General features: G+C 55.2%; 14 protein-coding genes. 4 read left to right on the forward strand and 10 right to left on the reverse strand.

Translation table 11 applies throughout. The features are described from left to right. Positions 1 to 2: 2 nt before the first annotated feature. The 3 genes from DPQ25_RS12090 to DPQ25_RS12100 are packed head-to-tail and all read left to right on the forward strand — an operon-like array spanning position 3 to position 1,840. Positions 3 to 731 (forward strand): YjjG family noncanonical pyrimidine nucleotidase, encoded by a 729-nt coding sequence (locus DPQ25_RS12090; protein WP_177577051.1) that lies wholly within the window; start codon positions 3 to 5, stop codon positions 729 to 731. Between the two features lie 43 nt (positions 732 to 774). Then, positions 775 to 1,308 carry an inorganic diphosphatase gene (locus tag DPQ25_RS12095; protein ID WP_112333437.1) on the forward strand — a complete coding sequence of 178 codons (534 nt, stop codon included), beginning with the start codon at positions 775 to 777 and terminating at the stop codon, positions 1,306 to 1,308. Positions 1,309 to 1,333: 25 nt separating this feature from the next. Continuing rightward, positions 1,334 to 1,840 carry a hypothetical protein gene (locus DPQ25_RS12100; RefSeq protein ID WP_112333438.1) on the forward strand — a complete coding sequence of 169 codons (507 nt, stop codon included), beginning with the start codon at positions 1,334 to 1,336 and terminating at the stop codon, positions 1,838 to 1,840. Between the two features lie 409 nt (positions 1,841 to 2,249). Here the strand turns inward: DPQ25_RS12100 and glgB are convergent, their stop codons facing one another. The 5 genes from glgB to DPQ25_RS12125 all read right to left on the reverse strand — a co-directional run bounded on the left by glgB (position 2,250) and on the right by DPQ25_RS12125 (position 9,095). Next, positions 2,250 to 4,517 carry a 1,4-alpha-glucan branching protein GlgB gene (gene glgB / locus DPQ25_RS12105; protein ID WP_112333439.1) on the reverse strand — a complete coding sequence of 756 codons (2,268 nt, stop codon included), beginning with the start codon at positions 4,515 to 4,517 and terminating at the stop codon, positions 2,250 to 2,252. 68 nt (positions 4,518 to 4,585) lie between these two features. After that, positions 4,586 to 4,999: an EamA family transporter gene (locus DPQ25_RS12110; RefSeq protein WP_112333459.1), complete on the reverse strand. Its 414-nt coding sequence runs from the start codon at positions 4,997 to 4,999 to the stop codon at positions 4,586 to 4,588. 47 nt (positions 5,000 to 5,046) lie between these two features. Next, a complete protein-coding gene (gene recG, locus DPQ25_RS12115) occupies positions 5,047 to 7,086 on the reverse strand; it encodes an ATP-dependent DNA helicase RecG (RefSeq protein WP_112333440.1) in 2,040 nt (679 codons plus the stop codon). A 2-nt stretch (positions 7,087 to 7,088) separates the two neighbouring features. Further along, entirely contained in the window at positions 7,089 to 8,753 is a 1,665-nt protein-coding gene (locus DPQ25_RS12120) for a DAK2 domain-containing protein (protein ID WP_112333441.1), read from the reverse strand. A gap of 141 nt (positions 8,754 to 8,894) precedes the next feature. Next, on the reverse strand, positions 8,895 to 9,095 hold the full coding sequence (locus tag DPQ25_RS12125; RefSeq protein WP_112333442.1) for a hypothetical protein: 201 nt from the start codon (positions 9,093 to 9,095) through the stop codon (positions 8,895 to 8,897). A gap of 213 nt (positions 9,096 to 9,308) precedes the next feature. Between DPQ25_RS12125 and DPQ25_RS12130 the strand changes: the two genes are divergently transcribed. Continuing rightward, positions 9,309 to 11,657 (forward strand): alpha-L-rhamnosidase-related protein, encoded by a 2,349-nt coding sequence (locus DPQ25_RS12130; protein ID WP_177577053.1) that lies wholly within the window; start codon positions 9,309 to 9,311, stop codon positions 11,655 to 11,657. Positions 11,658 to 11,898: 241 nt separating this feature from the next. On the opposite strand, the gene DPQ25_RS12135 is transcribed toward DPQ25_RS12130, so the two are convergent. From DPQ25_RS12135 to DPQ25_RS12155, 5 genes are all read right to left on the reverse strand, one after another. Next, the gene (locus DPQ25_RS12135; protein ID WP_112333444.1) at positions 11,899 to 12,513 is read right to left on the reverse strand and encodes a nitroreductase family protein; all 615 of its coding nucleotides are present in this window, start codon (positions 12,511 to 12,513) and stop codon (positions 11,899 to 11,901) included. Between the two features lie 35 nt (positions 12,514 to 12,548). Beyond that, a complete protein-coding gene (locus DPQ25_RS12140) occupies positions 12,549 to 14,099 on the reverse strand; it encodes a hypothetical protein (RefSeq protein WP_112333445.1) in 1,551 nt (516 codons plus the stop codon). 178 nt (positions 14,100 to 14,277) lie between these two features. After that, entirely contained in the window at positions 14,278 to 15,210 is a 933-nt protein-coding gene (locus DPQ25_RS12145; protein WP_112333446.1) for a DUF2156 domain-containing protein, read from the reverse strand. Between the two features lie 231 nt (positions 15,211 to 15,441). Next, complete coding sequence (locus DPQ25_RS12150) at positions 15,442 to 16,668, reverse strand: MGH1-like glycoside hydrolase domain-containing protein (RefSeq protein ID WP_112333447.1); 1,227 nt, start codon at positions 16,666 to 16,668, stop codon at positions 15,442 to 15,444. A gap of 197 nt (positions 16,669 to 16,865) precedes the next feature. Continuing rightward, positions 16,866 to 19,973 carry an alpha-mannosidase gene (locus tag DPQ25_RS12155; RefSeq protein WP_112333448.1) on the reverse strand — a complete coding sequence of 1,036 codons (3,108 nt, stop codon included), beginning with the start codon at positions 19,971 to 19,973 and terminating at the stop codon, positions 16,866 to 16,868. Between the last annotated feature and the right edge of the window lie 476 nt (positions 19,974 to 20,449).

Raw genomic sequence — 20,449 nt, forward strand, 5'->3', positions numbered from 1 at the left:
GCGTGACAAACCAATCTCCCGCCGTCTACCCGGCGCTGCTCTTTGACGCAGACGGCACCCTGCTGGATTTCGACCGTTCGGAATACCGCGCATTAACTCGGGTATTTCAGCGCCACGGCTACCCGTTTAATGATGAAATTTTCCAGAAATACAGGGCGATCAACAGCCGGGCCTGGGCCCGCTATGAAAAAGGCGAGATTGAAAAGCCCATCATTCACTCCACCCGCTTTCAGCAATTATTCGACGAGGCCGGCATAACCGGGGACGGCGCAGGCTTCAACCGGGAATATCTGGAGGCCCTCTCTGAGGAGCCCTGGACCATGCCGGGCGCGCTGGAGCTGTGCCAAAAGCTCAGCAAACACCGCACGCTCGCCATTGCCTCCAACGGCGTCTCCTTTGTACAGCGGCGCAGGCTGAAGGATTCCGGCCTCCTGCCCTGCTTCAGCAAGCTCTTTATTTCAGAGGAAATCGGCGTTATGAAGCCGCACGCTGGCTTTTTTGACCATGTGCTGGCAGCGTTTCCGCAGCTGCCCCCTCAGAAGCTGCTGATCATCGGCGATTCCCCGACCTCTGACATTGCGGGCGGCAGCCGGGCCGGCCTGGGCACCTGCTGGGTCAACTTCCGGCACAAACCGCTGCCGCCCGGCATTCCTCAGCCGCTTTACGAGGTAGATTCTCTCGAAGCGCTGGGCCCGCTCCTGCTGGAAGCCCCCGCTGCCGCCCGCAAGTAAACCGAAAAGCTCCCTCAATCAACATAGAAAGGAGTCCACAAGCATGGCAAATATCTGGCACGACATCAACCCCTCCCGGATTAGTCCAAGCGATTTCATCGCAGTAATTGAAATTGAGAAGGGGTCCAAAAACAAATATGAGCTCGACAAGGAAACGGGCTCTATTATCTTGGACCGCATTCTTCACACCTCCACGCATTACCCCGCCAACTACGGCCTGATCCCCCGCACCCTGGCAGACGACGGCGACCCGCTTGACGTGCTGGTACTCTGCAGCGAGGTCATCCACCCGCTTAGCCTGGTACGCTGTTACCCCATTGGGGTAATCAAGATGCTCGACAGCGGTAAGCTGGATGAAAAAATTATTGCCATTCCCTTCAACGATCCTACCTACAGCTCCTATAAGCATATTGATGAGCTGCCCGGCCATATTTTCAGTGAAATGCGCCACTTCTTTTCTGTTTATAAGAGCCTGGAGGGCAAAGAAACCGTCGTGGACGAGGAAGAAGGGCCGGAGGAGGCCCGCCGGATTATCACCACCTGCCTTGATAACTACATCGAGCATTTTTGCCGCTGACAGCCCGGCAGACAGGAGCCCTATGATGCGCGTTTGTTTTCGTTATTTGGAAAAGGCGGCCTTCAGCGTGTATGCCGCCAGCCTCTTTCAGATCCTTGCTGGTAATATGTCGGCCATTGCCCCAACCGGCAACCCCAGAAGCAAGGACTATGCCGCCTGGAAGCGGGCGGTTACGGAAGGACTCAACAGCACGGCACGGCGGATCATTTTGATTTATGCAGGGGATCCGGAGCATATCGTTGGGTATTTTCAATATTCCGCGGACAAAGAGCTTTTTATGATGGAGGAAATTCAGATTGCCGCTCCCTATCAGCATAAACACGCCATCTTCAGAAGGCTCTACGCCTATGCGCTGGAAAATTTAGAGGAAGAGCCCGCTTTCGTTGAGGCGTACGCCCATAAAAACAACCTTAAGTCTATGGGTATATTAAAAAAGATGGGGCTTGAGGAGATTGGCCAGAATAAGAACGGAACCTCTTTTCTCTTTCGCGGAAGCTTCCAATCCCTGCTCGACTGGTCGCACACCCGGTAAACCTGATGCCAAGCCCGGCGTCTATTTGGGCCTCGGCCAATCAAAAATGCAGGGCCGTCCCGCGCCCGGAGAGCCTGGTTCCTTCCCGCGGCGTCCCCAGAGCGCTCCGGCGGTAACCGCGCCACAAGGCGGCTTTCCTTGTTAAAGGGCTATGAAAAGGATATTCTCCAATTATGAATGATGGAGCTGAACACTCGCAGCCCCAAAAAGGTTTGCAGCGGCCGGAGCGCCGCGGGCGTATTTACAAACGAACAGCAAAGGCGCTGCGCGACCTTTTTCGGAAAAAAGCCGCTGTGGAATAAGCGCATCTGCAGTGTGCCGGCTCTATATGGATTTTTTCCCTGTTCATAGCCATGGCTTGACGCGCAAATAAAGGCCGGTGGATTTTTCATCCACCGGCCTTTGTTGTTTACCGGGCTTTTCCTGCCTCAGACGCATGGCCGCCTTCACCGCCCGGCGCCTCCTTTGCTTTCAGCAGAATACCGCTGTAAGCCGCTATGCGAACACGGCAACCCGCTTGCCCCCGCACCGGCTCCGGGGCAAGCGCCTTAACATCAGGGCAACCGCCACCAAAGACAGCCGCTTCCGTATAAAGTATAACCTCATAGCCCGAGGGCCGCGCAGGCAGAGTGAGCCATTGCTCCTGAGCAGAGAAATTGAGGCCCACCTGCAGGGCCGTTTCCCCTGCTCCCCGCCGGTATTGGAACACACAGGCCCGCGGCCCTACCGCCTCCGGTTGTTCCTGCCACGCAAAGCTGCGGGCATCATAATCGCCGCGGTAAAGCGCTGGCTGCTCTAAATAGCAATGCTGCAAAGCCGAAAAAAAGCGGGTAAAGCATTGGTGGGCCGGATAATCCGTCAGGTTCCAGCCCAATTCCTTCTCCGCATCCCATTCCCGGAATTCAGCCAGCTCATTGCCCATAAAATTCAGTTTCTTGCCGGGGCGGGTGTACTGGTACAGATACAGCGTACGAAGCTGGGCGAATTTCTCATCATAGGAGCCATACATCTTATCAATGATTGTTTTTTTACCGTGCACAACTTCGTCGTGGGAAAAGGGCAGCAGAAAAATATCCTGGTAAAAATAGCGCATGGCGTGCTCAAAAAGCGCTCGTTCCTGCTCCCGCCGGGCGGGCGGAAGCGCCAGGTAACGCAGGGTTTCATTCATCCAGCCCAGATCCCATTTATAGTCAAACCCCAGCCCGCCATAGGCCACCGGAGCCGTCACCTTCGCAAACAGGGAGGAATCCTCTGCAATCAGCATTGCGCCGGGATGGCGCTGCTGCAACTGATAATTTGTGTTTTTTAAAAACCAGATGCCCGCCTCATGCCTGCCCAGCTCCTCGCAGCCCTTTACATAAAGCAGGTTCGAGACGGCGTCGTAGCGTATGCCGTCAAAATGGTAGACCGTCAGCCAAAAATCCAGCGCCGACTTTACATAGCTGACCACATGCGGTTTGGTAAAATCAAAATAGACCGTCCCCCACTCGCTGTAACGCGCATCTGCCTGCTCACTTTCATATAAACAGCTGCCGTCGAACTGCTGAAGCGCATAAAAATCCGGAATAAAATGGGCGGGAACGAAATCAAGGATAACGCCGATCTTCTCCTGATGGCAGCGGTCTACAAAATACATCAGACCGGCGGGCTCTCCATATCGGCTGGTGGGGCTGAAGCAGGAGGACATCTGGTACCCCCATGAGGCATCCAGCGGATGCTCCGCCAGCGGCAAAAATTCAATATGTGTAAAGCCATTCTCCTTCGCATAGGGGAGCAGGGTGTCCGCAAGCTCCGCATAGGTGTAAAACCGCTCGCCGCCGCGCTCGCCATGTATTCTCCAGGAGCCGGCATGCACCTCATAAATGGACAGCGGACGGTCAAAGCCCTTGGCCCCTATATCCTTATGCGCCGATCGCCAGGCCTGATCCTGCCAAACATATTGACTGAGCAAATAAATGCTGGAGGCTGTATTAGGGCGCTTTTCCGCATAAAAAGCCATTGGATCCGCCCGGTCGAAGCTTTCGCCCTGCGCGGTCGTAATACGGTATTTATAGAGGTCCCCCACGCGCGCGGAAGCTGACTCCAGCACCCAAAAGCCAGTGGGCAGCCGCTTCATCGGCTGAGGACGCCAGCCGTTAAAGGAGCCAATTAAACCCACTTGCTTAGCCGCTGGCGCATATACCGTAAAGCGGATCCCGGCCTGTGCTGCGCCCATCGGCTGAGCGCCCAAAAAGCGGTAGGCTGTACAGGAGTCTCCCTGCAAATAACGCTGGGCCTCTTCCTCAAAGGCAGCCACAGCCTCCGTCCGCAAAGGTTTCAGTACCTCTGGCACACCGCAATAAAGGCGCACCACACGCTCTGCCTTTTTCGCCAGGTAGCAGCAGGCCCTGCCGGTCTCCTCACGCCAGCGGCGTTCAAAGGCATCGATGGGCACGACGCCGCAGCCGATTTCGTCGCACACAATCACAATCTCCCGCCGCGCCAGCTCCTCCGCCACCGGCATAACCGCTTTTCCGTCCTGGAGCAGCCTGCGGCAGAGCAGGTGAAAATGGTTCAATATGGGCTTTCCTGTTAAAACGCCATCGTCGACCAACTGCTCCGGCGTCCCCTGGCAGCCGGACTGTGAAAGCGCATAATCAAGCTTTCCCTGGCCGGTACCGCCGATTATCAGTTCCAATGCCTGTCCCCCCTTTTTAAGCTTACCTCGCCCCGGCCTGCCGGGAAAAGCCAAAGCTTCTATTGTTTTTATAAAATCAGCACGAAGGTTCCGGCTGCAATCAGCGCGCTGCCAAGAATCACCTTCCAGGAAATGGCCTCATGAAGGAAGATGAAAGCCAGCAGAATCGTGATGACCAGGCTGCTCTTATCGACCGGCGCTACCAGCGAGGCATCGCCGAGCTGCAGGGCCCGGTAATAAAACAGCCAGGAAGCCCCCGTTGCCAGGCCTGAAAGCGTCAAAAAGATCCACGCGCGGGGTGTTATGCCGGAAATTCCCTGCTGCGCGCCGGTTAGGAACACCATTCCCCAGGCCATGACCAGCACCACTACGGTGCGGATTGCCGTTGCCAGGTTCGAGTTGACCCCATCCATACCAACCTTGGCTAAAATTGTTGTAAGCGCTGCAAAACAGGCTGAAAGCAACGCGAAAACAAACCACATTCTGTTTTTCCTCCCCGCCTTTTCCATAAAGCTCCTCTTTTTCGCAACTAATTTCCATTCATAGCGGTAAAAAGCCGGGCAACCTCCGCCCGCAGCCCCGCGTGCGCTTTTTCCTCCAGGCCCGGGTCGGTCCGCAGAAGCTCCTGGGCTGCCTGCTGAGCCTGCTTCAGGGCCTCCATATTCTCCATCATATTGGCGATTTTCAACTCCGGCAGGCCATGCTGGCGTGAACCGAAAAAGTCGCCCGGCCCTCGCAGCTTAAGGTCCTCATCGGCAATTTCAAAGCCGTTGCTGGTCCGGCACATAGTTTGCAAGCGTGTTACCGCCTCCTGATTCTGCGCATCTGAGACCAGGATGCAGGTCGATTTTTCCGTGCCCCGCCCAACGCGCCCACGCAGCTGATGCAGCTGTGACAACCCGTAGCGCTCCGCGTTTTCAATCATCATAATCACCGCGTTGGGCACATCGACCCCCACCTCCACCACGGTGGTGGAAACCAGCACATCCAACCGCCCCGCGGCAAATTCATCCATCACGGCATCCTTCTCCTTGGGCTTCATCCTGCCGTGAAGATGCCCAATCCGTGCAGCGGGCATCAGCTTCCGCAGCCGCTGGGCATAGTCCAGCACACTTTTTCGGTCCCCAGCGGCGCCGTCTTCGCCCGCATTGTCAATCATCGGGCAAATAATATACCCCTGCAGGCCCCGGTCAATATGCTTTTGCAGGTAGCCAAGCGCCCGCAGGCGTTTTTCGCTGGTAATGGCGTAGGTTTCAATTTTCTGCCGGCCCGGCGGCAGCTCGTCCAAAATCGAAAGATCCAGATCCCCGTAAATCATCAATGCCAGCGTGCGGGGAATAGGGGTCGCGCTCATGACGAGCAAATGCGGGTTGTCCCCCTTTGCCGCCAGCGCCGCCCGCTGTTCCACACCGAAGCGATGCTGCTCGTCGGTGATCACCAGCGCCAGCCGGTGAAAGGCAACCTGCTCTGAAAGCAGCGCATGCGTGCCCACAAGCAAGGAAATCCCCCCCTGTGCAAGCGCTTGCAAAATCTCCTTTTTCTCCGCCGCGGGCGTAGAGCTCGTCAGCAGAGCAACCTGAATATCCGCTCCCATCATTGAAGCCAGCGTCTGGTAGTGCTGGCGGGCCAGCAGCTCTGTAGGCGCCATGAGCGCCGACTGAAAGCCGTTGCATGCCGCATTGTAACAAAGGGCGGCGGCTACCGCCGTTTTACCGCTGCCCACATCCCCTTGAACAAGCCGGTTCATCGGCCTGCCGCTTTGTAAATCCATCATTGCCTCGCCAACCGCCCTCTGCTGCGCGCCCGTCGGCTGAAAGGGCAGTAAGCGGTAAAAATCCGGGGTGAAATTCTGCGTAAAGCGCAGGCTGCTTTCGCATCTCGCACGCCCCTTCATTTTCAACAGCCCCAGCTGCAATACAAAAAGCTCCTCAAAAACCAGCCTTTTGCGCGCCCGGAGAAGCGCCCCCTGGGAGGGCGGGAAATGTATTTCCTCCAGGGCGGTGCGCAGGCTGCATAAGTCGTACCGCGTGCGCAGAGGCTCCGGCAGCGGGTCTTTAATCTCTGACGGCAGCAAAAGCAGAGCATTTTTTACCGCGTTTTGGATCAGCCTACTAGAAAGCCCCTCTGTCTGCCGGTAGACGGGCCGAATGGCAGGACAGTCCGCTGCGGGAAAAAACTCCGGCGAAGCCATCTCCTTTTTTAAAAAGCTGGCAGTTACCTTGCCGTAAAAGATATACTCCTCTCCCGCTTTTAATAGGTTCTTAATATACGGATTATTAAAAAAGGTGAGAAACAAATCGCTCTCCCCATCCGTAATGGTGCATTTATAGAGCGTCATTCCACCGCGTATCCTCGTCTCGGCAGGCCTTTGCAGCACCGTCGCCCGAACAGCGCTTACCTCGCCTGGGCAGGCCTCGCGGATAGAGAGGGGACGGCTTAAATCCTCATAAGCGCGCGGGTAAAAGCGCAATAAAGCGCCAACGGAAAAGACGCCCAGCTTTTGAAAAAGCCGGGCGCGTTTTTCGCCGACGCCCTTTAAATCTTGAATCGGTTTGCCGTAAAGTGACATGGTTATTCTACAGAGACCATGAAGTAATAGACCGGCTGCCCGCCGTTGACCAGCGTTACCTCAATGTCGCTGCTGATCTTATTCTTAATACGGTTATAGGCATCATTTGCCTGCTCCTCAGTAACTTCCGCGCCGTAAATAATCGTGATAAAAGAAGTGGTCCGCGAAACCATGGATCTTGTCAGCTTGCTGCACGTGTGGACAATATCCTTTTCAATCAACGTGAGCTTGCCGTTTTCCAAGCCGAGGATGTCGCCTTCCTTGATTTTATGCCCGCCAAACTCAGAATCGCGGGCCGCAAACGTGACCTGGCCCGTAGCAACATTACCGGCGGCCTTCATCATGGTAATCGTATTTTGTTCAATGGACATATCCGGGTCATAGGCCAGCATAGCGGAAAGCCCCTGCGGCACCGTACGGGTCGGCAGAACAATCACCTTGCGGTCCGTGACCAGCGGAATGGCCTGCTCCGCCGCCATAATGATATTTTTATTATTGGGCAGCACCAGCACATTTTTTGCCGGGGTTGCAAGCACCGCGGCCACAATATCGTTGGTGCTGGGGTTCATGGTCTGTCCGCCGCTGACAACCTGTGCGCAGCCCAGATCCGTAAACAGGGTTTCAAGGCCCTCCCCGGCAGCCACCGCGACAAAGCCGATCTCCTCTGCCGGCTCCACGCGCTCCAGCTCCTTCTTGGCCTTTGCCTTGGCCTCCTCGTTAGCCTCCGCCGCCAGGCGGTGCTGCTCCTTCATATTCTCAATTTTGACCGTCAGCAGCTGTCCGAAGGTCAGGCCGGCCTGCAGCGCGTTGCCGGGATCCTCGGTGTGTACATGGACCTTGATAATCTCGTCGTCATCGACTACGACGACACAGTCGCCGATCCCCTCCAAATAAGCGCGGAGCTCCTGGGGCTCCTTGGCACACCCGGCATCGCGCCCCACAATAAACTCGGTGCAGTAGGTGAAGTTAATCACCTGGTCAAACTCAGCAGCCGCATTGCGGAAGAAATCGTCCCTGCCGGCTTCGGCGGCAGGCTCCGCGGCATCGCTTGCGACCACTACGCCATCCTTAAAGACACTCATCATACCGTCAAAAATATAACACAGGCCCTTTCCGCCTGCATCCACAACCCCTGCCTTCTTCAAAACAGGCAGCAGCTCCGGCGTTTCTTCCAGGGCCTCCGCCGCGCCCTTGCAAATGGCGCTCCATACATAGACGACGTCGTCGTCTATTTCCGCAGCGGCCTTGCCCTTTTCGCAGGCAACACGGGAAACCGTCAGTATGGTGCCCTCCGTCGGCTTCATGACTGCTTTATAGGCAGCCTCAACCCCCATGCCCAGAGCATTGGCCAGATCGGAGCCGCTGGCGGCCTCCAGCCCCTCCAGGCCCTTGGAAAAGCCCCTGAATAAAAGCGAGAGGATGACGCCCGAATTTCCGCGCGCCCCCCTGAGCAGTGCCGATGCCGCCGTATGAGCCACCGCTCCTACCGTGCCGCCGTCGCTCTTGACAAGCTCTTTTAGGCCCGCAGTCATCGTCATGCTCATATTGGTTCCTGTGTCCCCGTCCGGAACCGGGAAAATATTCAGCTCATCCACCTGGGTTTTATGCCCCGCGATATTGTTGGCACCTGAAATAATGGCGTTTCTCAAATCATTTCCATTAATCACCGTCAGCACTCCCTTGCTTTCATTAATATTAATCTATTTCTGAAAAAGCGGCTGGATTACTACCGCTAACTATTTATTTACTTTGAAATTATAACATATTTAACCGGGAACATCAATCTAAATTTATCATTCGCCTCCGGTTTAGCCGTTGACAGGACCAAGATAACATTTTACAAAAAAGTCAAGCCCTACTTTACATAATCTAAAATAAAATTTTATGATTCCTGCCTGCAAAAAATAGTTTTGAACATTTTCCACCGAGTTTTCAACCATATTTAAGCGTGGAACCCGCATAAATATTATTTTTTTCTGTTCAGAAGGGTAGTTTTCAACATTTCCCACCGAAATATCCCCCAATCAAATTGGTTTACATAAAACCCAAGTGAATCACTGGTAATTTGAGCCCCCTCCTACAAGCTCCGGCAAATTCCGGCCCCCGAAGGCAGAAAAATGCTTTAAATTTGATTTTTGCAAATTCCCCTCTTTACGGCGTTCACGCATGGGCGTATAATGGGCCTATATCAAAGCGACGCAGAAAAAACAGGGAGGAATACAATGAGAAATGAATGGACCGGAAACGGCCTGAACGGTTCCTGGTGGGTCCGCCCGCAGGCAACCAGCACACGTGAGCAACGGGCCGCCTATTTCCGTTTGGAGTTTCAGCTGGCTGAAAAGCCGGAAACAGCGGTGGTAAACCTGAGCGCCGCCGACCGCTACCGCCTTTATGTAAACGGCAGGCCTGTCTGTGCCGGGCCGGCAAAGGGAGACCACTTTAACCACTATTACGAAACGCTTGACCTGGCCCCCTATCTGACAAGCGGCCTGAATGCCATTACCGCGCGTGTGGTTGCTTTCGCCGGTGAGGCAACACAGTCCATGGCGCGCGCCACTCCATCCGTTTTTTCCACCGGAACCGGCCCGGCTTTTTTGCTGTGTGGACATGTGGCCGGTAAAAGCGGAAGCTGTCAGGACCTTTCGACCGGAACTGCCGGCTGGACCGCGGTTCCCGACGAGGGCCTGTTTCTGCGCACCCACACCTTATATACCTTTGACTGGGAGCGCAACGACCTCGCCCAGAGCCCCGCAGGCTGGCGTACCGCGGAGCCGCTGGGCTGGCCGCGGACAGAGCGCTTTTTTGAGGCGGGCGTCAACCCCTATGGTGAGCAATCCTTTATCCCGCTGGAGCCACGCCCCATTCCAAACATGTATGAGCAGGAGGCCGGCTTTGTCCGGGAGATGCCCAGCCACGAAGGGGAGCAGCGCCTTGTCTTCGATGAAAAGGGCTTGGCTGTTGTCGAGCCCCACACCCGGGCCGTCCTGGAGCTGGACGCCGGCTGCGAGAGTACCGCTTACCTCCGTTTAGCCGCACAGGGAACCGGCGGACGGATTTTACTCTATTGTGCAGAGCGGTATTTCCCTGCCGATGAAGCCGTGCGCCCGGGAAGCTTTGCCCGCGACAACTCGCAAGCGGGCGTGCTCTTCGGCGCCAGCGGCCGCCCCTCCATTGCAGGCATGGGCTGCGAGCTTCTCCCCTCTGCCGCCTGGACCGAATGGGACAGCTTCTGGTTTATGACCTTCCGCTTTGTACGGCTTGAGGTCATTGCCGGAGAGGTGCCCGTCACTCTGCAAAGGCCGGACATGATCTGCACGGGCTATCCGCTTGACATTCAGGCACGGTTGCAGCTTCCCTCTGATGAGATGAGCCAGCTCTGGGAAATTTCCCTGCGCACGCTCGAACGCTGCATGCACGAAACCCACGAGGACTGCCCCTACTATGAACAGCTGCAATATATTATGGACACCCGCCTGCAAATTTTATTTACCTATGCCGTGTCCGGCGATACCCGCATGGCACAGCGTGTCCTTTGGGATTTTCACTGTTCTCAGCTGCCGAACGGGCTGCTGCAATCCCGCTACCCTTGCGCGCGGACGCAGGTCATCCCCTCCTTTTCCTTCCATTGGATCTTTATGCTGGAGGATTATCTGGTTCAAACACAGGACACCGGGACCGTTCGTTTTTACCTGCCCACCATGGATCGTATTCTCGCTTATTTCGACCGCCGCGTAAACAGCGACGGATTGATGGAAAAGGCAGGCTTCTGGGATTTTTGCGACTGGGTACCGGAGTGGGACAAAGACCGCGGCACACCGTCTGCCGTGGCAGCCGGCCCCTCCACCGTTCACAACCTTACCTACGCGCTGGCGCTGCAAACAGCCGCGCAGCTTGTTAAGGCCGCAGGGCGCGCCGCTCTTGCCGCCGAATACACGGAGCGCGCCGATGCCGTCTGCTGCGCAGTGAAAAGGCTTTGCTGGAACACTGAAAAGGGCCTCCTGCGGGAGGGGCCGGGCTTTGAGCAGTACAGCCAGCACGCACAGGCGCTTGCCGTATTAACCGGCCTCATTCAGGGCCCGGCTGCCGCAGAGCTGATGGACCGCGCGCTGAGTGCTGAGGGGATCCTGGCCTGCACCTTCCCATGGCATTTCTATCTCTTCCGCGCATTGGAGAAGGCGGGACGTTACGAGCGCTGTGCTTCTATCTGGGCCCCCTATCGTGAGATTCTGGCCCGCCATCTCACCACCATGCCGGAAACGCCGGGGGATAGCCGCAGCGACTGCCACGCCTGGAGCGCGGTGCCGCTGTTTGAATATGTCCGCATGAACCTGGGGGTTCAGCCTTCGGCGGAAAAAGGATGGGAGGAAATTGTCATACGCCCCTATCCCTGCGGCCTTTCTTCCCTGTCCGGCACGGTTCCCACCCCGAAGGGGATGGTCTCTGTTTCCTGGCAGATGGACGCCGCCGAAAATGCCCTGCACATTCAGGTAAAAGCTCCTGCGGTACCGATTCGTGTGCTGCTGCCCGACGGCACGGAGCTGACCACTGCCTCCGGTGAGCTGCAATGCTGATAAAGCGGAATACAACTAAAGAACCTATAAAATATGGGATCCGATCGTCTTTTCCAAGCCGGTAATTCTTCTCCCTACCGGCAAGACCCACCGTGCTTCCCATTCCTATTTTTACACATCCATTAAATGATTGGCAAAATGAGCCTTTAAATGAAAAAGGAGCGGCTGCACACGTGCAGCCGCTCCTTTTTTGTCTAATTTTCAGTCAGGAATTTCTCAAAAGGCGCCTGTTTCCAGACGCTCACCCCCGGCTGTCCGCTCCAGCCTGAACAACGGTATGCGGGATCACCAGCTCGGCAAGGGGCCGCTTTGGTACATAATGGACGTCGTTTTCATCCCGGTAATAGGCTGTACTGCCATCCTCCGGCATACCAGTCAACACGACGGTTTCATCGGGTTTTCCCACCGCCACAATCAGTTGGGGGACAAGCGTCTCCGGGAGCCCCAGGGCCTCGCGTATGCTTTCCGGTACAAAATTGCCGACCATGCAGCCGCCAAGGCCCTTTTCCGCCGCCGCAAGCAGCATGGTCTGTGCAGCGATTCCAACATCCTTTAAAAAGGCGTTCAGCGAGGCACTGATTTGGATATCCTGGCAAATGACGATAAACGCCGGCGGATAATGCCCCGCATGCGGCAGCGTCACCTGCTGGAGGGCGCCGGCCCATTTTGTCAGCGCCTGGATGGCCGCAGTCTCTTCCTGCTCCCATGCCAAATAGTACTTGAGTGGCTGCCGGTTCATAGCGGACGGCGTTAGGCGGGCGCAATCCACCAATTCCAGCAGATCCGGCTCCGTAAGCCGGTATGAGGGGTCATAGCCTCGAAAGCTCCTGCTTTTTTCCACTAAATCTCGAATCATTAAATTTCCCTCTTTTCCAGTAGGCAAAAATGGTTTTATACGTCCAGCTGGTAGACCTCCAGTTCTTCCCACAGGCACTCGGCATTGCGGGCAACAAAGCCCACTCTGCCGGAGGCCTTATCCAGCAGGGGGAAGCTCTGCACCAGCAGACCGTCCACATACAGCTCTGCCATTACGCCGCGCACAAAGAGCTTGAACCCATGCAGCGCCCCGGCATCCACACCGCGCAGCGTCGCACAGCCCTCGCCGGTTACGTCCAAAACCTCGTTGTGCACGGTTAACGCTTCCAGGGTCAGCGTCTCCACCGTGGAGGTCCGATGATAGGGGTGCCCAAGCTCAAGCAGAAACGCCAGCCCCGAAGCGCGGCCTTCATATTCAATGTAGAGGCCAACCGCGGCATTCCGCCAGCAATCCGGCCAGGCATTTTCGCCCATACCGGCAGGATTGATCGCCGCCGTAAAGTTCCCCTGGGCCAGAATGCCCTGCTCCAGGTCATATTCCGCCGTCTGGACCGCCAGCGTATAAGCATCCGTCAGGGCAAACCCCGGGTGATCCCGATCGGACGCAATGAGCAGCTCCGTCCTGGACCGCACCTCAAGCCTGCCGCCCTCTCCTGTTCCTCTCCGGCCCGGGCGCTCGGTGATCAGGGTGTTATAGCAATTTTCCAGTGGCAGCGGCCTGCCCTTAGCCCGATCATTTTTCTCCCAGTAGCCCAGGTGCAGGTGGCCTTCTTCATCTACTACCACGCTCCGCATCGGCAGCAGCCAAACATTTCCCGTGCCGCCGGCATCGAAAGCGTTGCTGACCAGCAGCTCACCGTTCTCACCCCGGCAGAAAGCCGCCAGGTTCTGGGTGAACACCCGCCCCGGCAAACGGTCGAAACCGCAAAGGCGAAACGCCGTTTCATCCGGATAAAACGGCCCCGTGGGTGAAGCAGAGCGGAAGGTATAGAGGCCATAGCCGCCATTGCGCGCATAGCCGCCGGCGCCTCCGATATAATAATAGCTGTCTCCAATTTTCTCACAGCCACCGCCTTCCAGCATACCGATTTCAGGCAGCTTCCCCCACTCAATCACAGGCGGCGGCAGGATCTCCCAGCAATAGCCATCCGGGGATTCCAGCAGGCCCCAGGCGGAATGGTACTCCGGAAGAGGGGTGGCAACTACATAACCCCAGTAGCCCGCTCCATCATCCTTCGGCGTCACATACATATGGTCCCAGCGCCCGGAGGCCTTATACCAGCGGCTGTCGGGATGGTTTTCCAGGAACTCCGTCCAGGTCCTCATATCCTCCGACTCACAAAAATACAGTGTGTCATTGTCCTTTCCGGGGATTGTACGGCTGGAGCCATAGTTGATCAGGCATTTGTCCCCGCAGATATAGGCAAACATCTTGTAGACGTCATGCTCTGCCGTCAGGACACAGCCCACATCCTTCCAGTGCACGCCGTCCTCCGACTCAGCGGCCCACATGCCGTCCCATTTTTCACTTTCCGGGCGGAAATACATGCAAAGCGCATAGTACTTCCCCTTAAAGTACAAGACCGAGGGGTCCCATATTCCCCCTTTTTCCGGTTTATAAAACATAGCCTTTCCTCCCTTTGCGGCCTGGCTGCACCAAGCTGACTGTACCTGCTATTGTACGGGATCCCGGCAGCGTTTACAAGGGGCATACTGATAATTTCTCACAAAAGAACCGCCTGCTCCAGGAGCGGGCGGTTCTGGTTCACAGCCGGGCAGCGTTGCCGGTTCTCTTTTTCATTTGCTACCGGATCTCGACCGTATATTTATCCAGCAGGGCGACAGGATGGTAGGAAAGCTTTGAGGTCCGCAGCCCTTCATCGCCAACGTCCTCCTCCCGGTTGACGTAAGCCACCTGCGGGGTGACAAAGGCCTTGGCAAACTGGTTGACCAGCATCTGATAGCTCCCCGGGTAGCGGCGGCTTGCCTTTTCGATGTGAACATAAAGCGTGTCCGCAATAATTTCACCCATCGACATCCCAATGACCTCGTCCTCACCAAGGAGCATACCGCCCAGCATTCCATAGGCCTCATAATGCTCCAGCACCTCCAGGACCTTGCGCGCCTCCTCACGGGCCAGGTCCGACTCCTTCGCATATTGGCCCTCATAGGCCAGGAAGAAGTCGCGGGCCGCTGCCAGATTTTCCGGCTGTATTATTTCAAAGCGCCAATTTGGGCAGGCCTTTTCAAACTTATGCATATTATTCCGCTGGCCGCTGAACCTTCTGCCCGCAAAGCAGGCCATATCCGCGCTGTTGTATAAATAGTCCGACCAATCCCGCTCTGCGTGCATATCTAGGCGGTCCTTCCCAAACACCTCCTGCAAAATCTCCAATTCCTCCACCGGAACTGTGCAAAAGCGGACCGGCAGGCCCTTTTCCAGGCAGTAGGCGGTAATCCGCTCGTAACCCAGCCGTCTGTCAGGACCTAACGGGGGCGTAAACGCCGTTTCATGGTCTAAATAATTCGTCTTAAAATAAAGGGTATCCTCTTCAACGGCAAACTCAGCCGAAAAATAATCCCGCCACATAAATATCCCACCGATGGTTGCGTCACAGGTACGGTACGGCCAGCCTTTCAAGTAACGCCGCACCTGTGGGATTTGCTCCAATCCCAACGGCTGAAATGAAAGTGCCGGGCGGCCCAGCCGTTGCGAAGGGGCTGCTTCTTTTAACATGCTGTAAAACTCGCTTTCTTTTGCTTAATGTAAATTTTCGAGGGCCCCGGCTCTTAAAAGCACCAGGGCCCTCCTGCCAAACAGCCGCCCTTTCCATGGAAAAATGAAAATTTTTCTGGGGAGGCGCGGCATTTTAACCTTATAGATAGTATAACCCAAACTATTGTTTCATAGCAAGTGTAATTTATAAAAGGATGGTAAATTTTATGCTGCGCGGCACTCCAGCAGCCCTTAGAAGCACAGGTTGAGATGCTCGGCTGCCAGCGGGGCAATCCGCCCGTCGTTCAGTGCCGTCGGGTCGCTGCCGTACAAAAGCTCAAGGGGCATAAAATAGGCTAAGGTTGACCAGCCCCAGAACGGGTTGAGCCCCTGTCCGATGCCGGTTTCGGCATTATAGAACTCGCGCACCTCTTCCTCCTGGCTAACCATTTCAAAGCTCTTTAAGGCCAGCTGCTCCGCTTCCGTCTTATAGCCATAGCGCACCAGACCATGCATAGCCATATAATTGATTGGTACCCAGCAGGCGCCCATCCAGGTGCATTCACCCGATTTTCTCTGCTGGTAATAGCCCTTCTCATTTTTAGCCCAGGAAGCCAGCGGGTATTCCAGCCAGAACTCCTCCGGGTTGAGCAGATGCCGTTCGATTAGGATTTTCGCCTGCTCCTCCGAGGCGACCCCGGCCCACAGCGGTGTCAAGGAGGAAGCCGATTTATAGCGGATGCGCTCCCCAGTCCTTTCATTCCGGTCATAATAAAAGCCGTCCTGATCATCCCAAAGAATGGTGTTGATGCAGTCTCTGAGTTTCTCCGCATGCTGCCGGAAGGCCTGCGCGTCGGCGGCCTCGCCCAGCTTATTCGCAATGATTTCCATCGCCAGCAGCTCACGGTACAGATAACAGTTCAAGTCCACCCCCTCGGCAATCTGCGCATCGAGCGACCCCGCTCGCAGAACCTGGTTATCCATCCCCGTATGGTCGGCACTGTCCCAAACCGCCAGCCCGTTTTTATCAAAGTCCAAATACCAGAACCAATAATCCAGGTACTTTTTAAGCCTTTGATAATAGCGGTCCTTCACCCATAGGATGTTCTGCCCCTGCTTCAGGCCTAAAAGCACAACCTGCGCCAAAAAGGGTTTAAAATGCTGGCGCATACGGGGTGAAAGCAGGGTTCTGGCCACAAAGCCACACGCAAGCTGCTGGTCTAAAAAGGCCTCTACATTATTGCGGCAGTACTTCGCCACACCGAAATAAGCCATATAAATATTTTCAAAATACAGGTCCCAGTCATAAAACTCGCCGTAAGCATAGCCGGTCAGCAGTTCGCCCATCGGCAAGTACAGTTCGCTGACCCTTGTGCCCAAAATCCCCTTGGTACGAATGTTTCGGTTGACCTTTTCCAGGCTTTTCCGCAAATGCTCCCGATCAAGCTTTTCCCACCAGCCGGCAACTGTTTTTTCCATGGTTCATTCCTCTTTTCCTTTAATACATTTTTGTTTGGGATGAATCCCGCTGAGCCCTTCGGGCCCCGGCAAAATACGCCCTCCACGAAAGGCGGCACAGATAGAAAAGCCGACAGCAGAAGCCCGCTGACATCAATCAACGGGCTCCGGCCAATCAGGCTGCCAGCCGCAAAAGCACGCGCGGGCCGGCAAACGGTTTATGCAAGATAAATTTTGAAGGTTTTAATCTCAAACGGACGCATGGAGAGGGTTAATTCCTGCTGCTCAAAGGTTTCTCCGAGTCCCTCTTCCAGCAGGTTGCAGCTCTCTACCTTTTTCCAGGCAAAATCAGAGCTCAGCGTAAAGCCGACGGTACTGCCGTGGCATTCATGCAGCCGTACAACCAGGCAATCTTCATCCTCTGCCTTCTTCACAACATCCACCAGCACGGCATTGGTCGAAACCTTTACAAGGCGGCGGCTGTCCTTTGCCGTGCTGCCGGCAACTGTCAGCGCGGGCAGGTTCAGGCGGTTGGCCTCTTCGATCACCATGCCGTCGAGGAAAGTGCCGGCATGGGGCAGCAGCGCATAGGTAAAATCATGCTCGCCCATATCCGCAGACGTGTCCGGATATTTCGCACTTTTGAGAAGGCTCAGCTTCATGGCGTTATCCTTAATATTATAGCCATACTTACAATTGTTGAGCAGGCTCACGCCGTAGCCGGTCTCTGAAAGGTCCGCCCACTTGTGGCCGCAAACCTCAAAACGTGCCCAGTCCCAGCTGTTATTCCAGTGAGTCGGCCGCTCCACATGGCCAAACTGGATATCGTAGGTTGCCTTGGTGGAACGGATATCCGTATAAAAGGCCGTTTTCAGCAGGCGGTGGGATTCGTGCCAATCCACATGGGTTTTAAAATCAATCCGTCTGGAATCGCTGTAGACAGTCATATCCTGGCAGATCTCCGAATCATTGTAGCGATAAGTGAACCGCAGCACAGTCTTCAGCGCCCCCTGCTCCACCAGCTCGGCCGGCTTAGACAGGCTGACAATCTCTTTTTTCTGCTGGTAGAAAATATCAATATCCCAGGCATCATAGTCGATGGGCTTATCCTCAAAAATTTCCAATACGTTGCCATACTGGTGATCCTTCAGTACGGAACGCTGATTCTCCTTGTCAAAGAGACGGCTGAGCATACCGCCCTCTTCCCAGCCAATGGAGTAGAACGGCGTTTCCAGCGTACGTGCAGCCAGGTCTACCTGGAAGGCAGACTCCGGCGCCCTGACCTGAGCCGGGCGGAACTCAATGGTCTTCAGCGCAAAGGGCGTCATATCCACCAAGACGTCGTAACCACCGGCGGACTTCTGAGCAGGCAGCTGCTGCGCTCCGTCGTAGAAGGCCCCCTCGCCCGTCACGGCAAGGTGAACCAGCTCCTTGCCCGCAAAGCTACAGGATGAGAACACGGTAAAGCTGTTCTCCCGGTTTTCCGTCAGGAAGGTCAGGGCCATGCCGCGCGCGGCATCGGCCTTCTGCTCCGCGGCCTCATAATTTTTGTGGGAATCTTCGTAAACTTCATGAATAGAGGAACCCGGAATAATATCATGGAACTGATGCAGCAGCACGCATTCCCAGCTGTCGTTGATAGCCTCCTGGTCATAGCTGCCGCCCAGGATATAGGCGATGGAGGACAGGCACTCAGTCTGTGCCAGCTTATTCTCCAGCCGGCGGTTCATCTTTTTATTGTACGCCTGAGAGGTGTAGGTGCCCCGGTGATATTCCAGATACAGCTCGCCGTCCCAGGTGTGCACATACTGGTCCGTGTTCTGCACATCCTCATGGATTTTGTGGAAGAACTCCCGTGCCGTATCCGTTTTGACATGGGGCAGGCCCGGCAGGCGGTCCATCCTTCTGCGCATCTCCAGCATATCCCTGGTGACGCCGCCGCCGCCGTCGCCATAGCCGTAGGAAATCAGCACATCCTTGCTGAGCTCCTTATTTTTGAACTTTTTCCAGGACCCCAGAACCGAATGCGGGGTCAGCAGGCCGTTATATGTGGCATAGCGGGTCGAAATATCCTGACCCTCGCCGGGGGTGTCCACAAAATAGGTCAGCACCTCCGTGCCGTCAATGCCGCGCCAACGGAAGAGATCATCCGGAATCTCGTTATACTGGTTCCAGCTGATTTTAGTCGTCATAAAGGTCTTAATATTGCAGAGCTTCAAAATCTGCGGCAGCGCCCAGCTATAGCCGAACACGTCCGGCAGCCAGAGGTACTCGCATTTTTTCCCGAACTCCCGCTCAATAAAGCGCGTTCCATGCAGGAACTGGCGCACAAGCGCCTCTCCCGAGGAAATGTTGCAGTCGGCTTCTACCCACATGCCGCCGTCCGGCTCCCATTTACCTGCGGCAATACTCTTCTTCATGCGTTCATAGAGCTCCGGGCAGTCGTTTTTCACATATTTGTAAAGCTGGGGCTGCGTTTGCAGGAAAATATATTCGTCGTACTGTTCCATCAGACGCAGTACGGTGGAGAAGGAGCGCTGCGCCTTTTCACGGGTATGCTTCAGCCGCCACAGCCAGGCGACATCAATGTGGGTATGTCCAACCACATGGACGGTAACCTCGCTGTTTTTCTCCAGTTTATCCAGCTCATCCATCAACAGTGCCAGCGCCTGCTCAACGGTCCTGTAGAAGCAGTCGTCATCCCAATTGATAACCTTCAGCGCGCGCTCCAGCGCCGCCATCAGGTTGACTCTGTCCGTGTTTTCTTCCGGCAAAAGCTCTACCGTCTGTGTAATTGCGCGGGCAAAATAATAAAAATCATCTGTCGCCTGATGCAAATAAGCCAGGTCTGCCTGCTTCAGCTGATGATGGAACGTCCTGTGTTCGCCGCCGCCTTCCAGGCCAGTCCAGAGCAGGAAGGTCAAGCGGGCCTTTTGCCCCTCCAGTCCGTTGAAAAACACCTCATTATGATAGGTGTCGACCCCCTGGTACGGTTTACCGTCCAGGTAAAGCAGGGATTCAAAACCGGAATTGAAGCCGCCCCCGGTCTCGCCAAAATCAAATAAACCAATGACCGAGCAGCCTTCTTTAGCCGGAAGCAGCTCAACGTCCTTTTCTGCCCACAGGTAGCGGTCGCGCCCAATGAATAAATCGTTCAGGCCAAAGGTACCGCCCTCAATTTTATTGGGCACCTCACGGTAGGACTCGTCAACAGGAAGCGTCCCTGGCATTGAGACAAACGGGGCAATGGTACGGTTCCCGAAATAACGGCGTTTGCTCAACTCTTCTACGCGGCGTTGAAATTTTTGCAGCGTCATCAAAAACATAGCTCTTTCTCCTTCTATTATTGGGATCTTATGGCAGCCGCCAAATGGACGCCCTGTCCTGTCAGCTGCCGTTCAATTAAAAAACTTTTTGGCCATGTAGCTTATTATAGCATCTTCCCGGCAACATGAATAGGGAATATTTTCTTTTTCATCAGAAAAAATTAACAGGTTTTCCCTCCGGTGGTTTTTACGCCCGCAATCAGTATACCCGCCTCTTTGGACGGCACTCTTACCCTTTATATTTTATCCAGCATTTGATGCTTTCTATCCGCCCAACTGAAAACAACACAAAACTAAAACAAAACCAGCCATAGAACCACAGTAAAACAAACGCGGGCAAAGGACGGCGCTGCCCGCAACGGACAGCGGGCCTGCGGCATGAAAGCCAGTATACCGCCCTTATCAAATCGGAGAACTCCGTTGATAAAGCTTATACAATTGGTAATATTTTGTCGAAACCATCAATATTGTAATCA

The organism is Hydrogeniiclostridium mannosilyticum, from assembly GCF_003268275.1.
GTDB classification, from domain to species: Bacteria; Bacillota; Clostridia; order Oscillospirales; family Acutalibacteraceae; genus Hydrogeniiclostridium; species Hydrogeniiclostridium mannosilyticum.

Bases quoted from the DNA above. Each gene is read 5' to 3' on its own strand.
- DPQ25_RS12095 (WP_112333437.1), top strand. From the start codon at position 775: ATGGCAAATATCTGGCACGACATCAACCCCTCCCGGATTAGTCCAAGC.
- recG (WP_112333440.1), bottom strand. From the start codon at position 7,086: ATGTCACTTTACGGCAAACCGATTCAAGATTTAAAGGGCGTCGGCGAA.
- DPQ25_RS12130 (WP_177577053.1), top strand. From the start codon at position 9,309: ATGAGAAATGAATGGACCGGAAACGGCCTGAACGGTTCCTGGTGGGTC.
- DPQ25_RS12150 (WP_112333447.1), bottom strand. From the start codon at position 16,668: ATGGAAAAAACAGTTGCCGGCTGGTGGGAAAAGCTTGATCGGGAGCAT.
- DPQ25_RS12140 (WP_112333445.1), bottom strand. From the start codon at position 14,099: ATGTTTTATAAACCGGAAAAAGGGGGAATATGGGACCCCTCGGTCTTG.
- DPQ25_RS12110 (WP_112333459.1), bottom strand. From the start codon at position 4,999: ATGTGGTTTGTTTTCGCGTTGCTTTCAGCCTGTTTTGCAGCGCTTACA.
- DPQ25_RS12135 (WP_112333444.1), bottom strand. From the start codon at position 12,513: ATGATTCGAGATTTAGTGGAAAAAAGCAGGAGCTTTCGAGGCTATGAC.
- DPQ25_RS12155 (WP_112333448.1), bottom strand. From the start codon at position 19,973: ATGTTTTTGATGACGCTGCAAAAATTTCAACGCCGCGTAGAAGAGTTG.
- DPQ25_RS12145 (WP_112333446.1), bottom strand. From the start codon at position 15,210: ATGTTAAAAGAAGCAGCCCCTTCGCAACGGCTGGGCCGCCCGGCACTT.
- DPQ25_RS12100 (WP_112333438.1), top strand. From the start codon at position 1,334: ATGCGCGTTTGTTTTCGTTATTTGGAAAAGGCGGCCTTCAGCGTGTAT.